Source organism: Lacrimispora sp., from assembly GCF_046972725.1.
Lineage (GTDB): Bacteria > Bacillota > Clostridia > Lachnospirales > Lachnospiraceae > Lacrimispora.
The window spans coordinates 57,091-74,318 of sequence record NZ_JBKVXF010000008.1 but is presented as its reverse complement, the minus strand read 5'-3'; the positions used below and the strand labels follow the sequence as shown (position 1 = coordinate 74,318).

12 protein-coding genes are annotated in these 17,228 nt (G+C 45.0%); all 12 read left to right on the top strand.

Annotated features, from left to right (window positions below):
* Positions 1-85: 85 nt before the first annotated feature.
* Positions 86-1,078, top strand: coding sequence for an adenosine deaminase (add, locus tag ACLTWA_RS19350; protein ID WP_412329548.1), 993 nt, complete (start codon positions 86-88; stop codon positions 1,076-1,078).
* A gap of 104 nt (positions 1,079-1,182) precedes the next feature.
* A complete protein-coding gene (locus ACLTWA_RS19345; protein ID WP_412329614.1) occupies positions 1,183-3,459 on the top strand; it encodes a RelA/SpoT family protein in 2,277 nt (758 codons plus the stop codon).
* 51 nt (positions 3,460-3,510) lie between these two features.
* On the top strand, positions 3,511-4,533 hold the full coding sequence (locus tag ACLTWA_RS19340) for a CatB-related O-acetyltransferase (RefSeq protein WP_412329547.1): 1,023 nt from the start codon (positions 3,511-3,513) through the stop codon (positions 4,531-4,533).
* Between the two features lie 42 nt (positions 4,534-4,575).
* Positions 4,576-5,220 (top strand): MBL fold metallo-hydrolase, encoded by a 645-nt coding sequence (locus ACLTWA_RS19335; protein WP_412329546.1) that lies wholly within the window; start codon positions 4,576-4,578, stop codon positions 5,218-5,220.
* Positions 5,221-5,230: 10 nt separating this feature from the next.
* Entirely contained in the window at positions 5,231-6,685 is a 1,455-nt protein-coding gene (hemZ, locus tag ACLTWA_RS19330) for a coproporphyrinogen dehydrogenase HemZ (protein WP_412329545.1), read from the top strand.
* Positions 6,686-6,738: 53 nt separating this feature from the next.
* A complete protein-coding gene (gene hisS / locus ACLTWA_RS19325) occupies positions 6,739-7,998 on the top strand; it encodes a histidine--tRNA ligase (RefSeq protein ID WP_412329544.1) in 1,260 nt (419 codons plus the stop codon).
* Positions 7,999-8,168: 170 nt separating this feature from the next.
* Complete coding sequence (gene aspS / locus ACLTWA_RS19320; protein WP_412329543.1) at positions 8,169-9,959, top strand: aspartate--tRNA ligase; 1,791 nt, start codon at positions 8,169-8,171, stop codon at positions 9,957-9,959.
* 218 nt (positions 9,960-10,177) lie between these two features.
* Positions 10,178-12,007 (top strand): 5'-nucleotidase C-terminal domain-containing protein, encoded by a 1,830-nt coding sequence (locus tag ACLTWA_RS19315; RefSeq protein ID WP_412329542.1) that lies wholly within the window; start codon positions 10,178-10,180, stop codon positions 12,005-12,007.
* Between the two features lie 110 nt (positions 12,008-12,117).
* Complete coding sequence (locus ACLTWA_RS19310) at positions 12,118-12,639, top strand: GNAT family N-acetyltransferase (protein ID WP_412329541.1); 522 nt, start codon at positions 12,118-12,120, stop codon at positions 12,637-12,639.
* 126 nt (positions 12,640-12,765) lie between these two features.
* Positions 12,766-13,878 (top strand): tetratricopeptide repeat protein, encoded by a 1,113-nt coding sequence (locus tag ACLTWA_RS19305; protein WP_412329540.1) that lies wholly within the window; start codon positions 12,766-12,768, stop codon positions 13,876-13,878.
* Entirely contained in the window at positions 13,875-14,987 is a 1,113-nt protein-coding gene (locus tag ACLTWA_RS19300; protein ID WP_412329539.1) for a glycosyltransferase, read from the top strand. Before ACLTWA_RS19305 ends, ACLTWA_RS19300 begins: the two co-directional genes overlap by 4 nt.
* A gap of 351 nt (positions 14,988-15,338) precedes the next feature.
* The gene (locus ACLTWA_RS19295; protein ID WP_412329538.1) at positions 15,339-17,078 is read left to right on the top strand and encodes a methyl-accepting chemotaxis protein; all 1,740 of its coding nucleotides are present in this window, start codon (positions 15,339-15,341) and stop codon (positions 17,076-17,078) included.
* The last annotated feature ends 150 nt before the right edge of the window (positions 17,079-17,228 follow it).

The following is a 17,228-nucleotide window of genomic DNA, read 5'->3' as shown; positions in this document are numbered from 1 at the left end:
GCCATTTTAGATAATGCCTGAAACTGATTGTTGCTTTATCAGGAATATGATAGAATGTTTCCAATGAAGGAAGGAGGGATCGTGTATGAAACGACCGGAAACAGATCTCCATTTGCATTTAGACGGCTCTTTATCCATGGAAGTGATTAAGCGGCTGGCGGCTGAGACAGGATACGATTTTGAAGGGAGAGGTATAAAGGAAAGTGTTTCTGTAGGAGAAAATTGTGAAAGCCTGGCGGATTATTTAAAGTGCTTTGATTTACCGGGGCAGCTTCTTCAGACAGAAGAGGCGCTGGAACTGGCATCGAAGGATCTGGTGGAGCGGCTGGCAGAGCAGGGAGTTATTTATACCGAAATCCGGTTTGCACCCCAGCTTCATATGAGAAAGGGGCTTTCTAAGGAAAAAGCGGTGGAAGCAGTCATACGGGGAGCAGAAAAGGGAATGAGCCAATCCTCCATAAAGGCCGGAATCCTTCTCTGCTCCATGGTCAACGGCTCAGACCGGGAAAATGAAGAAACCTTTGAAATCGCCGGTGCATATTTAGAAAAGGGAGTCGTAGGTGTGGATATTGCCGGACCGGAAGGAATGATTCCAATGTCGCATTTTGAACCCCTTTTTAGAAAGGCTTATGAGAAAGATATTCCATTTACCATTCACGCAGGGGAATGCGGGGATAGTGAGAATATTTTAAAAGCGGTCTCTTACGGTGCGAAGAGAATTGGTCATGGCTGTGCTGCCATTCAGTCTGAAACGTGTATGGACCTTCTAAAAAAGGAAAAGATTACATTAGAGATGTGTGTGATCAGCAACTTACAGACTAAGGCGGTTGCTTCCATCGGCGAACACCCTTTAAAGGCTTTTTATGACAGAGGAATCCGGGTGACTTACAATACGGATAACATTACCGTATCTGATACGACCCTTGAAAAGGAAGCGGAACTTATCAAGAAATATATGGGATTTACAGAAGCAGATTTAAGACAGATGAACCGTTATGCTCTGGAAGGAGCTTTTTTAGATGAAACGGAGAAAGAAAAAATAATTGCAATTTTCGACAATAATACTTATAATGAATGATAACTACGTTTAAAAAACAATGAATACTGGGAATGCAACAAAAAAGGTGACGGTATATGGCAGATTATCCAATCATGGAAAAAAACAATATAAGAGCTTTGGAAATGGGAAAACAGGAGAAGCGGAGGCTGGATGCAGAACTGGAAGCTCCGGCAGATTTTACGAGCCCCGAGGTTCTTTATGAAGAACTGGTGCAATGCATTAAAAGATACCATCCATCCGATGATCTTACCATGATCAAAAAGGCATATCAAATCGCATACGATGCGCATAAGGACCAAAAGCGGAAATCGGGTGAACCCTATATTATTCACCCTCTTTGCGTTGCCATTATACTGGCGGACTTAGAGATGGATAAGGAAACCATTGCAGCCGGCATCCTCCATGATGTGGTGGAGGACACCGTTATGTCCTTAGATGAGCTGAAAGAGGAATTCGGCGGAGAAGTGGCTCTTTTGGTGGATGGCGTAACAAAGCTGACCCAGATATCCTGGTCCATGGATAAGATGGAGCTGCAGGCAGAGAACTTGAGAAAGATGTTCTTAGCCATGGCAAAGGATATCCGTGTCATCATCATCAAGCTGTCTGACCGTCTGCACAACATGCGGACGCTTCAGTACATGAAGCCGGAGAAGCAGAAGGATAAGGCCAGGGAGACCATGGAAATCTATGCTCCCATTGCCCATCGTCTGGGTATTTCAAAGATTAAGATCGAACTGGATGATTTATCCTTAAAATATCTTCACCCGGATACTTATTACGAACTGGCAGAGAAAATATCACTAAAAAAGGATGCCAGGGAATACTTTGTAAAGAGCATTGTTGATGAGGTGCAGGAACATCTGCGTACTTCCGGAATCGAAGGACGGGTGGATGGCCGTGTGAAGCATTTTTTCAGTATTTATAAAAAGATGGTGAATCAGAACAAGACTCTGGACCAGATCTATGACTTGTTTGCGGTTCGGATCATTGTGGAAAGTGTCAAGGACTGCTATGCGGCTCTTGGAGTGATCCATGAGATGTATAAGCCCATTCCAGGCCGTTTCAAGGATTACATCGCCATGCCAAAGCCCAACATGTACCAGTCCCTTCATACGACCCTGATCGGCAACAATGGTCAGCCTTTTGAAATTCAGATCCGTACCTATGAGATGCACCGTACGGCAGAATACGGAATCGCGGCCCATTGGAAGTATAAGGAAAGCGGCAGCGGACAGGTAGCGGCAGCAAAAGAAGAGGAGAAGCTTAGCTGGCTGCGTCAGATACTGGAATGGCAGAAGGATATGTCCGATAACCTGGAATTCTTAAATATGGTAAAGGGCGACCTGGACTTATTCTCTGACAGCGTTTACTGCTTTACTCCCTCCGGTGATGTAAAGAATCTGCCCAGCGGTTCCACGCCCATTGATTTTGCTTACTCCATCCACAGTGCGGTAGGCAATAAGATGGTAGGTGCCAGAGTCAACGGCAAGCTTGTCAATATCGAGTATGTGATCCAGAACGGTGATCAGGTAGAGATCATTACCTCACAAAACAGCAAGGGCCCCAGCAGGGACTGGCTGAATATGGTAAAGAGCACTCAGGCCAAGAATAAGATCAACCAGTGGTTCAAGACCGAGCTTAAGGAAGACAACATTATCCGCGGGAAGGAAATGGTGGACCGTTACTGCAAGGCAAAGGGAATCACTTATTCGGATATCAACAAGCCGGAATACCAGGCCAAGGTCATGAAGCGGTATGCGTTCCGTGACTGGGAGTCCGTTCTTGCCTCCATCGGACACGGCGGCTTAAAAGAGGGCCAGGTCATCAATAAGATGATCGATGAGAGGGATAAGAAACTAAAGAAGGATGTTACGGACAATACCATTTTAAATGATATTGAAGATATGAGTAACAAGCTTCCGATCAAACGGCGTTCCGGAAGCGGCATCGTCGTGAAAGGAATCCATGATCTTGCGGTTCGTTTTTCCAAATGCTGCAGCCCGGTGCCGGGAGACGAGATCGTTGGTTTTGTGACAAGAGGAAGAGGAATCTCCATTCACAGAACCGATTGCGTCAATGTCTTTAACCTGCCGGAAGAAGAGAGAAACCGGCTGATCGATGCCGAATGGCAGGAGCAGGAAGGCGACGATACCAAAGAACGGTATTCCACAGAAATCAAAATATTTGCCAATAACCGAATCGGCATGTTTGTTGATATCTCCAAGGTATTTACGGAACGGCAGATCGACATTACTTCCATGAATTCCAGGACCAACAAACAGGGCAAGGCTACCATTACCATGACCTTTGATATCCACGGAGTGGAGGAACTGGGAAAACTGGTAGATAAGCTGAGACAAATCGAGGGAGTTATAGACATTGAGAGGACTGCGGGATAGCGCAGTTTTCTTAATTTTAGCCGAAGATCCGTGATGGAAAGGAGAATTTGGATGATACAGGGTGTGCGCTACAACCCTTATACCATCAGACAGGCAACGGTTTGTCCGCTGCCGGTTCCTGGATCGGAGCAGCAGTTTCCATTGTTACAGATTGACGTAGACAGTTATATTGTGGGAGCTGAGGTTCAGTCAGGAATCAATTTTAACTACGCGGAAGGTGTTCATTGTATACAAATAGGCAAATATTCTGCACTTGCAGAACAAATAACATTCCTGGTGAATTTGAATCATGATTATAAATCCGTTTTTCAGGGAAGTCCGGCATTTATAAGCGGAAGTAAGAAAAGCCGATTAAAACGGAAGGGCTCTGTTCTGATACAGAATGACGTATGGATCGGTCACGGCGTTACCATTATAAGCGGGGTCACCATCTGTAACGGAGCCATCATTGGCGCGGAAAGTGTGGTTACAAAGGATGTTCCGCCCTATGCAATTGTTGCAGGAAATCCGGCAAAGATCATCGGATACCGTTTTCCGGAGAAACAGAGAAAGGCCATGAATGCAATTGCATGGTGGAACTGGAGTCCGGATAAGCTGGCAGAACGGAAAGAGGATTTCTTTCAGCCGGTGGAGTATTTTATTGAGACCTATCAAAAGGAAGCAGACGAAATCTGGAATCAGGCTGTTCCGGCATTTGAAAGAGATGACCGGAAGAACATACTTTTTATTCCGGATGCATTAGAGCCCTTTCCGGTCTGGCAGAAGGTAATCAAAGAGTATGCTTATTCTCCGGAGCTTTGGGCGGGCACAAGGCTTATCTTGTATCTTCTGCCTGCTTTGGCGGAAAAAGGATATCACGATATTATTACAGAATTTATGAAGGATTTTAAAGACGGAGGTGCCCATATCCTGTTACAGGAAGGAAACGCAGAAGATGACATAAGAAGCCTGTTTGCAGCAGCAGATTACTTTGTTACCACGAGACAGGAAAAGAATTTATTATGGACAGAATATGCGTACCACTATAATGTGAAGCTGCAATATGGTACGGATATTCCGGTTTTTTCCTTATAAGACAGGAATACATGCAGATAATATCAGTAAGGAGACAATAGCATGAGTGATTTCAGAATCAAAACTTATCCGGTAGGACAGATCGGTACGAACTGTTACATTCTTTACCGGGAGACCTATAAGAAAGCAGTCCTTGTAGATCCGGGCGCACAGGGAACCGATATCCTTGCCAGGTGCAGGGAACTTTCCGTAACACCGGAAGCGATTTTTTTAACTCACGGACATTTTGACCACATTCTTGGAGTGGAAGATATCAGGCGGGAATTTCCCGAGATCCCCATTTATGCCGGAGAAAAGGAAAAGGAAGTCTTACGGAATCCGTCAGTTAATTTATCTGCCGGGTTTGGAGAAGCCTGTTCTTTGGATGCGGATGTATACGTAAAAGACCAGGAGATTTTAGAGGTTGCAGGAATCTCCTTTCAGGTAATCCATACGCCGGGCCATACGGTGGGCTCCATCTGCTTCTTTCTTGCAGAGGAGGAGGTCTTGATCAGCGGAGATACTCTCTTTTTAGAGTCTCTGGGAAGAACTGATTTTCCTACCGGAGATCAGTCTGTGATCATAAATTCCATTCGGGAAAGGCTGTTTACACTGCCAGGTGATACTCTTGTTTATCCGGGACACGGTGATATGACCACAATCGGCCATGAAAAAGCCTTCAATCCGGTTGCATTATACAAAGGATAGGAATAAGAACATGATAGGATTAATATTAGATGACCTGTCCTTTGAACAGGATATCAGGGAATTGCTAATGGCATTTTACCCGGGAGAGAGCTTTGTTCATGAGGAAGATGTAACTGAGACCTACCGCCTTCTGGTCCGCAGCCAGACCGGTAAGGACAGCTTTTTGCTTTGGATAAAGGATGTGGAAAACGGGAGGGAATGCTCAGAAAGCACTCCGGTCCATGACTTGGACCGGTTTGAGACAAAGAACCGCATCAAGCGGATGCTTTACGGCATGGCAAAAGAACTTACAGGGAAAACGCTTCCATGGGGGACCCTGACCGGAATCCGGCCCACCAAGATCGCCATGACAAAGCTTATGGAAGGATATTCAAAAGAAGCTGTCACAGCTTATATGAAGGATACCTACTTAACCAGTGATGCAAAGGTTGATTTGAGCATTGAAATTGCAGAGCGGGAACTGAAACTTCTTTCCGGCATTGATTATGCCCGCGGGTATAGTTTATATGTGGGGATTCCGTTTTGCCCAACCACCTGCCTGTACTGTTCCTTTACCTCTTTTCCCATCGCACAGTGGGAAAAACGGATGGAGGAGTATCTGGAGGCGTTATTTAAGGAAATGGATTATACGGCGGCAAAGATGGAAGGAAGGACGCTGGATACCGTCTATATCGGAGGTGGTACCCCCACCTCTCTTTCCGCCGGCCATTTGGAGCGTCTGATTCAAAGGCTGAAAGAGACCTTTGATTTTCATACTGTCAGGGAATTTACGGTGGAGGCCGGACGGCCCGACAGCATCACAGAGGACAAGCTAAAGGTGTTAAAGAATCATGGAGTGACCCGTATTTCCATCAATCCCCAGACCATGAAGCAGGAGACCCTTTCGATTATTGGACGGCGGCATACGGTGGATATGGTAAAGGAGCAGTATTTTCTGGCAAGGTCTTTGGGATTTGACAACATCAATATGGACCTGATCATCGGCCTGCCGGAAGAGGATATGGAAGATGTAAAGCATACGATGGAAGAAATAAAAGCCTTAGGCCCGGACAGCATCACCGTTCATTCCCTTGCCATCAAGCGTGCGGCACGTCTCAATATGTTCAGGGACAAATACGGAGACTTAAAAATCACCAATACCCAGGAGATGATCGATCTAACAGCTGCCTGTGCCAGGGAGATGGGACAGGAACCTTATTACCTGTACCGCCAGAAGAATATGGCAGGGAATTTTGAAAATGTGGGATATTCTCTTCCCGGCAAAGCCTGTATCTACAACATCTTAATCATGGAAGAAAAACAGACCATCATAGCTTTGGGGGCAGGAACCACCACAAAAGTGGTATTTCCATCAGAAAACCGTCTGGAACGGGTGGAAAATGTAAAAGATGTGGAGCAGTACATTACAAGGATTGATGAAATGCTGGAAAGAAAAGAAAAAATGCTTGCAAAATTGGAAATGTAATTTACAATAGAGGCAGGATAACTATATAAATTTAGAAAAACGGAGTGAATAAGATGGCATTAAAAAAGAAACCGGTTACCGGAATGAAGGATATTCTCCCCGCTGAAATGCAGGTACGTGAATACGTAACCAAACAGATCCGTGAAACTTACGGTGGCTTTGGCTTTCATTCCATTGAAACTCCCTGTGTGGAACATATTGAGAATCTTTCCAGCAAACAGGGCGGTGACAATGAGAAGCTGATCTTCAAGATCATGAAGCGCGGAGAAAAATTAAACTTAGAAGAGGCCAGAGAGGAAAATGACCTGGTAGACAGCGGACTCCGTTATGATTTAACGGTTCCCTTATCCAGATATTATTCCAACAACGCAGCAAGTCTGCCGTCTCCCTTCAAGTCTCTTCAGATGGGAAGTGTATGGAGAGCAGACCGTCCGCAAAAAGGCCGTTTCAGACAGTTTGTCCAGTGCGACATCGATATCCTTGGCGATTCCACCAGACTGGCAGAGATCGAACTGATCCTTGCGACCACCACACTGCTTGGAAAGATCGGTTTTAAGGGATATACCGTCCGTATCAATGACAGGAACATCTTAAAGGGAATGGCGGCTTACTGCGGTTTCCCGGAAGAATCCTATGAACAGGTATTTATCATTCTGGATAAGATGGACAAGATCGGCATGGAGGGCGTTGCAAAGGAGCTTTCTGAGGCAGGATATGAAGAAGAGAAGATAAAGAAGTATCTGGCTCTTTTTGAGTCTGTGACTATGGATTCTGCAGGAGTGCGCAGTCTTGGAGCATTGTTAAAGGATGTTTTAAAGCAGGATGAAGCAGAGAATCTGGCGGCGATTATTGACAGCGTGACCGCAATATCCACCAGCCAGTTCAAGATTCAGTTTGATCCGACTTTGGTAAGAGGAATGTCCTATTATACCGGAACCATTTTTGAGATCCAGGTCGATGGGTTCCCGGGTTCCGTAGGCGGCGGAGGCCGTTATGATAAGATGATCGGTAAGTTTACCGGAATGGATACTCCCGCATGCGGTTTTTCCATCGGTTTTGAACGGATCATCACGATCTTGATGGATGAAGGATTTACCGTACCTGGAAGTGGTGAAAAAACAGCATTTCTCATCGAAAAGGGCGTAAGTGATGAAGTGGCCGATCAGGCGATGAAAGAGGCCATGGAAAAGCGCGCCAGGGGAATGACCGTTTTGGTTTCCCAGATGAATAAGAATAAAAAATTCCAGAAAGAAAGTCTTATAAAAGAAGGCTATACCCAATTCAAGGAATTTTACAAAGAAGGACTGAAATAAGGATATCAGAAAAAACGCCCTGGGGCATACCTGTATGCTCAAACAGCATGGGCGGGAAAGAGGAACGCCCAGAGGACATACCTGTATGCCCAAATAGCATGGGCAGGAAAGAGGAACGCCCAAAGGACATACCTGTATGCCCAAATAACATGGGCAGGAAAGAGGAAATTATGGCAGAGTCAATGTTGGGGTTAAAGAGATCCCATAGATGTACAGAGGTTACCACAGCAAATGCAGGCAGTGAAGTTACTGTTATGGGCTGGGTTCAGAAAAGCAGGAATAAGGGCGGAATCATCTTTGTTGATTTAAGAGACCGTTCCGGAATCCTGCAGGTTATTTTTGAAGAGAGCGACTGCGGAGCAGAAAGCTTTGCAAAGGCTGAAAAGTTAAGAAGTGAATTCGTTATCGCAGTTACCGGTATTGTTGAGAACCGGGCCGGCGGTGTCAATGAACATCTTGCTACCGGTGCAATCGAAGTGCGTGCTAAGAGCTTAAGAATCCTGTCCGAATCTGAAACTCCTCCATTCCCGATTGAAGAGAACAGCAAGACAAAGGAAGAACTGAGACTAAAATACCGTTATCTGGATTTAAGAAGACCTGACATTCAAAGGAATATCAAGGTAAGAAGCCAGGTTGCGACCTTGACCAGGGCATTTCTCGCAGACGAGGGATTTTTAGAGATTGAAACTCCGACCCTCATTAAGAGTACACCGGAAGGCGCCCGGGATTATCTGGTGCCAAGCCGTGTTCATCCAGGCTCCTTTTATGCCCTTCCCCAGTCGCCCCAGCTTTACAAGCAGCTGTTAATGTGCTCCGGTTACGACCGCTATTTCCAGCTTGCAAGATGCTACCGCGATGAAGACCTTCGTGCAGACCGGCAGCCGGAATTTACTCAGATCGATATGGAGCTGTCCTTTGTTGATGTGGATGATGTAATAGAAGTCAATGAAAGACTGTTAAAAAAGTTATTTAAAGAAATCTGTAATTATGATATCGACGGCCCTCTCTTAAGGCTGACCTGGCGGGAAGCCATGGAGCGTTTTGGTTCTGACAAACCGGATATGCGTTTTGGCATGGAACTGAAAAATGTCTCTGATGTGGTGAAAGATACAGAATTTGCTGTATTCAAAGGCGCATTGGAACAGGGCGGGTCTGTCCGCGGCATCAATGCAGAAGGCCAGGGAGCCATGCCTCGTAAGAAAATTGACGCTCTTGTGGAATATGCAAAAGGGTTCGGGGCAAAGGGCCTTGCTTATCTTGCCATTAACGAAGACGGAACTTACAAATGTTCCTTTTCCAAGTTCATGACCGAAGAAGAGCTTCATGCACTGGCAGAAGCCATGGACGGAAAGCCGGGAGATCTTCTTTTGTTTGCAGCAGACAGGGACAAGGTAGTATTTGACGTACTGGGCAATCTGCGATTAGAGATTGCAAGACAGCTTGATCTTCTTAAAAAGGATGACTTTAAGTTTTTGTGGGTAACGGAATTCCCGCTCTTAGAGTATAACGAAGAACAGGGCAGGTATACAGCCATGCACCATCCATTCACGATGCCTATGGATGAGGATTGGGCTCTTATTGACAGCGATCCAGGGGCTGTCCGTGCCAAGGCATACGATATCGTGTTAAACGGTACGGAACTTGGCGGAGGTTCTGTCCGTATCCACCAGAGTGACATTCAGTCTAGGATGCTGGAGCTGCTGGGCTTTACCAAAGAGCAGGCACAGGAGCAGTTCGGCTTTTTGCTGGATGCGTTTAAGTATGGAGTTCCGCCTCATGCAGGTCTTGCCTACGGTCTTGACCGCGTAGTCATGCTGATGGTAGGTGCAGACAGCATCCGCGATGTAATTGCATTCCCAAAAGTAAAGGACGCCTCCTGTCTGATGTCAGAAGCTCCGGCTCCCGTAGATCCAAAGCAGCTGGAGGAATTGGGAATCGGAATCAGTGAAGATAGTGAATAAGAAATAGAGAGAGTTCCTCTGCAAAAAGTGATAATCCAGGCAGAGGAACTCTTTTTTTGTTTGTAAGAACTACATTCCAGTCCCGGCACTTACCATTCTTTAGAAAATACCTTCAAAAAGATATCAGATAACTCGTAAATTTTAATAAAATAATATATTCTTTTTACATATATCTGATATAATAAATAAAAGTACTTATCAAAAGGAGGATTCTGGTAATGAAGGGAAGTATGAAAAGAAGGTTTCTGTCATTCTTGCTGTCACTGTTAATGGTTCTGTCTTTAACAACAGGCATGTCCATCACTTCTTTGGCAGCGGACAAGGATATTGTGGTTCTCTATACCAATGATGTCCACTGCGGAATCGATGAAAATATTGGATACGCCGGACTGGCTCTCTATAAAAAAGAGATGCAGGCCCAGACCCCGTATGTGACGCTGATCGATGGCGGTGATGCCATTCAGGGGGCCCCCATCGGAACGCTGTCAGACGGCGGGAATTTAATTGATATCATGAATAAAGTAGGCTATGATTTTGCAGTACCCGGCAATCATGAATATGATTACGGTATGCCCCGTTTTATGGAGCTGGCAGGTAAGTTAAACTGCGGTTTTTATTCCAGCAACTTTATTGATCTTCGGACAGGCTTGCCAGTCTTTGCTCCATATAAGATGTTTACATATGGAAATACCAAGGTTGCATTTGTAGGTGCCACCACACCGGAAAGCTTTACAAAATCCACACCGGCATATTTCCAGGACGGAAACGGCAACTATATCTATGGTTTCTGTGAAGATGAAAGCGGGAAGAAGCTTTACACCCAGATCCAGTCTTCGGTGGATCAGGCAAAAGCAGAAGGTGCAGACTATGTGGTTTTAGTAGGACACCTTGGGGAAAACGGAACCACAGAACAGTGGACTTCCGACAATGTGATTAAAAATACAAATGGAATCGATGTGCTGGTTGACGGCCATTCCCATGAAGAATATAACAAGTACGTGAAAAATAAAGATGGTAAGGATGTGCTTCTTACCCAGACAGGTACAAAACTGAAAAATATTGGAAAGCTGACCATTAAAACAGATGGAACCATTGCAAGCGAGCTGGTCTCCCAGGTTCCGGAGGGTGTGGTCACAAGTACCTATACGGTGAAAAAGGGAGATTCCTTAAGCCGTATTGCAAAAAGGGAATTAGGCTCTTATGACCGTTACCGGGAAATTTATGAAGCAAACAGAAATAAGATCAAAAACCCGGATGTTCTGGCTGTTGGGACTCAGCTTGTAATACCTGCAAAACGTTCGGTAACAGCAGAGGGGAAAGCCGTTGATTATGATACGGATCAGTTCATCAAATCCATTCAGGCACAGTTTAACGAAACCTTAAAAACGGTGATCGGACACACGGATGTGGAACTGACCGTGAATGATCCGGCGACCGGTAACCGTTTAGTCAGAAACGGAGAGACGAATCTGGGTGATTTAAGTGCGGACGCATACCGTTACGTACTGGGTGCTGATATTGGCCTGACAAACGGCGGCGGCATCAGAGCCAGTATAAAAGCAGGAAATATTACCTATAACGATACCCTTACGGTATTTCCCTTCGGCAACATGGGCTGTGTGGCAGAAGTTACGGGACAGCAGATCAAGGATGCACTTGAAATGGCGTCCAGGAATTATCCGAAGGAAAGCGGCGGATTCCTTCAGGTTTCCGGTCTTACCTATACCATTCATTCCCAGGTGCCCTCTAATGTAGAGCTAGACGAAAAGGGGAATTTTGTTAAAGTAAATGGCGCATACCGTGTCTCGGATATTATGGTAGGAGATGCTCCTCTTGATGTGAACAGGACTTATACCGTTGCATCCCATAACTACATGTTAAAATCAGGCGGAGACGGAATGACCATGTTCAAAGGAAGCAAGATTCTCCGTGATGAGGTTATTACAGATGTGGATCTTCTCTCCTCCTATATCCGCAATCAGTTAGGCGGCAATGTAGGAGAGGCTTATAAAAATCCTGCAGGTCAGGGAAGAATTACCATTCAATAAAGCGCAGCATACCTTTGCCTGTTCCGGCTTTCCGGGACAGGCTTGTTCTTTTTTCAGGGGGATGGTACACTGGTAAGGAAATAAGCAAAGAATGCACAGGAGATGAAATCATGTTTTTAAAGAACCCTCAATCCCGCTTTGAGGAAATATACAAAATATACAAGGAATCCTTTCCAGATATAGAGCGCCGGACCAGAGAGGGACAGAAAAAAGTCTTTTACAATCCGGATTACAGAATCCGCATTATAGAGGAACAAGGAGAAATCCTTGCTTTTCTTGGATATTGGGACCTGCCGGGCTGCGTTTTTCTGGAACATCTGGCCACTTTAGAGAGCTGCCGGGGAAAAGGATATGGGAAACTATTGGTTGAGGAGGTACTAAAAGAAACGGAAAAACCGGTTTTCCTTGAAATCGAACCTGTAACAGAAGCAAATCCTGTGACAGGCCGCAGGGCAGAATTTTACAAAAGGCTTGGTTTTCATCTGAATTCCTTTGATTACCTGCAGATGCCGCTGAAGCCGGAAGATGAACCGATAAAGCTTATGATCATGAGTTATGGAAGTCCGGTTACGGAAAAAGAATTTGATATTTATAAAAAGGAAATATACCGTATGGTTTACGGGGTGAATTAGCCTTATCTGTTCCTCGGAGTTCACAGAACAAGTCCTAATTGCATATATTTAATTTAGCAGAATAAAATGGGGTTCAAATCCGGTTACCTGTAGGGAATCTAAGATCCCCGGAAGGAGTTGTTCAAAGTGAATCGTTACAAAATATGTGTATATGCCATTTGTAAAAATGAGGAGCAGTTCGTAGACCGCTGGATGGATGCGGTATCCGAAGCAGATGAAGTGATCGTAACAGACACCGGTTCCACAGACGGAACCGTAAAAAAGCTTCGGGAAAGAGGAGCTGTAGTTTACGAAGAAATCATATCTCCCTGGCGTTTTGATACTGCCCGGAATGTGGCGATGGATCATGTGCCTGAAGATGCAGATATTTGTGTATCCAATGATCTTGATGAGGTTTTTGAACCAGGCTGGAGACAAAAGCTTGAGTCATCCTGGAAACCGGATCAGACACGGGCACGTTATTTATTTACGTATACAAGCAATCCGGACGGTACTCCCAAAAAGCAGTTTCCCATGGAGAAGATCCATGCAAGGCACGGGTACCGCTGGGTCCATCCGGTTCATGAAGTGTTAGCATACAGCGGTGAGAAGCCGGAAAAATCGGGCTGGGTAAATGGACTTGTGCTTAACCACTACCCGGATTTGTCAAAGCCGAGGAGCCAGTACCTTCCTCTTTTGGAGTTATCCGTGAAAGAGAACCCGGAAGATGACCGGGCCACCTTCTGGCTTGGCAGGGAATATGTTTTTTATAAAGAGTATGACAAAGCAATCGAAACGTTAAAGCATCATCTTACGATGCCGTCAGCAACCTGGGCGGAAGAACGAAGTGCTTCCATGCGCTTTATTGCGCACTCCTATGAGGCAAAAGGCAATAAAAAAGAAGCTAGATCCTGGCTGTACCGTGCGCTTGCAGAGTGTCCGAATGTCCGGGAGCCTTATCTTGCTCTTGCAAAAGCCGGGTATTTGGAAAAAAACTGGCCTCTTTCTTATGCCATGGCCGAAAAGGGACTGACAATCACAGAAAGCACCGGAAGTTATCTGGTGGACCCGGCAAGCTGGGGATATACATTATATGATTATTGTGCAATCAGCGCTTATCGTATGGGGATGTATGAGAAAGCCCTGGAATATGCGAAAAAGGCTCTGGAGGCGGACCCTGCCAATGAGAGGCTTAAAAATAATCTGGTGCTGATTGAAAATAAAGTAAAAGAAGTCCATGGTGAGGGGGTATCATCATGAGCAAACTGAAAATATGTGTTTATGCCATTTGTAAAAATGAAGCTAAATTTGTGGATGAATGGATGGATTCCATGAGTGAGGCTGATTTGATCGTAGTCACCGATACCGGATCAGATGATGGGACGGTAGAGAAGTTAAGAGAGCGTGGAGCCATCGTCTATGTGGATATTGTTAAGCCATGGAGATTTGATACAGCCAGAAATATTTCTCTGGATCATGTTCCGGAGGATGTGGATATTTGTGTCTGTACCGATCTCGATGAGCGGTTTAACCAAGGCTGGCGGCAGAAGCTGGAGGAGGCATGGCTGAACCATAAACCCACACACCAGGGGCCCATCGCGAAAACCGGACGCTATCTTTATAACTGGAGCCTTAAGGCAGACGGAACTCCGGATATCCAGTTTTATTATTTCAAGGTTCATGAACGCAAAGGCTTCCGGTGGAAATGTCCCGTTCATGAATTTGTTCAGTACTTTGGGGAAGCGCCGCTTGAGACCATTTATATAGAAGGAATGGTTCTCAGCCATTATCCGGACCCCACAAAATCCCGCGGCTCCTATTTACCCCTTTTAGAGCTTGCAGTAAAAGAAGCGCCGGAAGATGAAAGAATGCGTTATTATCTGGGAAGAGAGTATATGTACAAAAGTGAGTGGCAGAAATGCATTGATACATTAAAAGATTATTTAAATCTTCCTTCCGCAGGCTGGAATGACGAGAGGTGTGCAGCCATGCGGTGGATTGCAAAATCCTATTATCGTCTGGGAAATACGAAAGAAGCGTACAGCTGGTATTTCAGGGCGATTGCAGAGGTTCCGGCTCTAAGGGATCCATATGTGGAATTTTCTAAAATCTGTTATGAACTGAAAGACTGGCCCATGAGCTATTTTCTTGCGGAAGAAGCCTTGAAGATCAAGGAGAAATCAAGAACCTTTGTCAACATGGGATATTCCTGGGACCATACGCCTGATGATCTGTGTGCGATTGCAGCCTATCGGATGGGTATGCTGGAGGTATCAGAGGAGCATGCCATAAAGGCATTGGAGCATGCACCGGAAAATCCCCGTCTGCAGAATAATTTGAAGTTGATCGTCTCTGCGAAAAAGAAATAGGGAAAAAGACGAGGATACAAATACGTCTTGATTAGGCTGAAAGCTTTCTCAAGGCGTATTTTATTGTGGTTATATTTTGAATAAAATCCTCCATTTTATATACATATTGTATCTATTTCTTATTTGTCTAAAATGCATATTTATAATTTATTAATATAAAAAACAGCCTATATTAAATATTTTGGATTAATGTTTTGGCAAAATATGACATATTGTTTAATTAATTTATCAAAATACCATAAAAAATGGAGAAGTCATACAAGCATTCCTTAAACTTTCGTTGCGTGAAAATTATATTAGATGTATTATATTGGATATTAAAACGTTTGTGCAATCACGGAGGATATACAAATGATAAAATGGAGCAAGCATGGATTGCAGTTAAAAGGGAAGCTGATTTTATTTGTCAGTGTTATGGTTTTTGTTACGGTCTTCGTATTAACCGCAATATTTTATGTAAGTTTGGACCGGGCATACCAGAACTGGATCAATGAAAGCTATAAAAGCTATGACCAGAATATCAAAACAGCAGTAGAAAATCTGGTAAGTGTGCTGGAAGTCAATTATAAGCGGTACGAAAGTGGAGAAATTACAGAAGAGGAAGCCCGGAAAAATGCGGAGAGTATTGTAAGGGATTCCAGGTATGACGGAGGAAAGGGCTACTTTTGGGCCGATACCTCCAAAGGTGTTTGCGCCGTACATATGAATCCGGAATACGAGGGCAGGGAGCGCTATGATGAGAAGGATATGAAAGGAGACTATTATATCCGCAAGCTGCTTGAGAGTGGTTCCAAATCCGGAGGCGGATATACGGATTTTTATTTTACGAAACCCGGTCAGGATGGAATGTTTGCAAAGCGGGCTTATACTTTGAAATTTGAGCCCTATGACTGGTACATCAGTACCGGAAATTATATCGATGATATTGACCGGGCCGTTGCGGAGCATCAAAAGGAAAAAATCATAGAGGTAGTGGTGCTTCTGGTGGCTGCTGCTGCTGTATGTGCCCTGGGACTTCTCATCCTGGCTTCCTTACTGCACCGGATCACAGCACCTTTACCCCCCATTGCCGGCCGTTTAAAGAAGCTGGCGGAAGGAGATGTGCATACACCTCCAGCCGTCATCAGCCAGACGGGGGATGAGATAGAAGTATTGTCCCGTGCCACCGGTGAGCTTATTTCGGAAATGCGGGAGGTGGTTAATGATATTACCAGACATATGAAAAGCATGTCCATGGGAGATATGACACTTCCGGTAGACAAAACCTATGCCGGTGACTTTGCCCCAATCCATGATTGCCTGATTCTGATCTACCAGCAGTTAAACAGAACGCTTCAAACCATCAGGCAGTCAGCGGAGCAGGTCAATGCAGGCTCTTCTCAGGTGGCAGATGCAGCCCAGGCACTGGCAGCAGGAGCTACGGAGCAGGCGGGGACCATAGAAGAACTGTCTTCCTCCATTACGGAAGTTTCTGCCAAGGCGGAACAGAGTACCGCTCATATTGAAGAAGCAACCGGATATGTGGAACAGACCGTTATGCGGGTGGAAGAAAGCAATGCCAGGATGAAGCAGATGCTAAGCGCTATGGATGAGATCAAAAACACTTCCGATGAGATTGGAAAGATCACAAAGGACGTGGACGCAATTGCCTCACAGACCAGTTTGCTTGCCTTAAATGCAGCCGTGGAAGCGGCCCGTGCAGGCGAGGCAGGAAAAGGCTTTGCGATTGTGGCTGAGGAAGTCCGCAGCCTTGCGGCAAAAGCAGCGGAAGCTGCAAAAAAGACCACAGTACTGATTGAAAATGCAACCCATGCGGTGGAAGGCGGTTTGAATACTGCAAAAGAAAATGCAGAGATTCTTGGTGAAGTGACCAGTCAGGCGAACCGGGTAAAGGTACTTATGGAAACCGTAGAACGTGCTTCCAGAGAACAGACAGAGGCTATGAATGAAGTTACCTATGGAATCAACCAGATTTCTGCAGTGGTACAAAGCAATGCGGCCACCGCAGAACAAAGTTCTGCTTCCAGTGAGGAACTTTCCGCACAGGCCAATGTACTGCGTGAGGAAGTTGAAAAATTCAAGATTGTATAAAATGTTTAATTATATGAATTTATTCAAATAATATATAAGATTACAGCCAGCCAGTGTTGAAAAAAACACTGGCTTTCTTGTGGTTTTTTGTACTTTTTTCACAATAAATCTAAGAAGCTGTTGAATAAAAAACTTGCTTGTGATACCATG

What these genes read in the sequence shown, in the direction of transcription:
- add (WP_412329548.1), top strand. Translation starts at nt 86, where the DNA reads ATGAAACGACCGGAAACAGATCTCCATTTGCATTTAGACGGCTCTTTA.
- ACLTWA_RS19345 (WP_412329614.1), top strand. Translation starts at nt 1,183, where the DNA reads ATGGGAAAACAGGAGAAGCGGAGGCTGGATGCAGAACTGGAAGCTCCG.
- ACLTWA_RS19340 (WP_412329547.1), top strand. Translation starts at nt 3,511, where the DNA reads ATGATACAGGGTGTGCGCTACAACCCTTATACCATCAGACAGGCAACG.
- ACLTWA_RS19335 (WP_412329546.1), top strand. Translation starts at nt 4,576, where the DNA reads ATGAGTGATTTCAGAATCAAAACTTATCCGGTAGGACAGATCGGTACG.
- hemZ (WP_412329545.1), top strand. Translation starts at nt 5,231, where the DNA reads ATGATAGGATTAATATTAGATGACCTGTCCTTTGAACAGGATATCAGG.
- hisS (WP_412329544.1), top strand. Translation starts at nt 6,739, where the DNA reads ATGGCATTAAAAAAGAAACCGGTTACCGGAATGAAGGATATTCTCCCC.
- aspS (WP_412329543.1), top strand. Translation starts at nt 8,169, where the DNA reads ATGGCAGAGTCAATGTTGGGGTTAAAGAGATCCCATAGATGTACAGAG.
- ACLTWA_RS19315 (WP_412329542.1), top strand. Translation starts at nt 10,178, where the DNA reads ATGAAGGGAAGTATGAAAAGAAGGTTTCTGTCATTCTTGCTGTCACTG.
- ACLTWA_RS19310 (WP_412329541.1), top strand. Translation starts at nt 12,118, where the DNA reads ATGTTTTTAAAGAACCCTCAATCCCGCTTTGAGGAAATATACAAAATA.
- ACLTWA_RS19300 (WP_412329539.1), top strand. Translation starts at nt 13,875, where the DNA reads ATGAGCAAACTGAAAATATGTGTTTATGCCATTTGTAAAAATGAAGCT.
- ACLTWA_RS19295 (WP_412329538.1), top strand. Translation starts at nt 15,339, where the DNA reads ATGATAAAATGGAGCAAGCATGGATTGCAGTTAAAAGGGAAGCTGATT.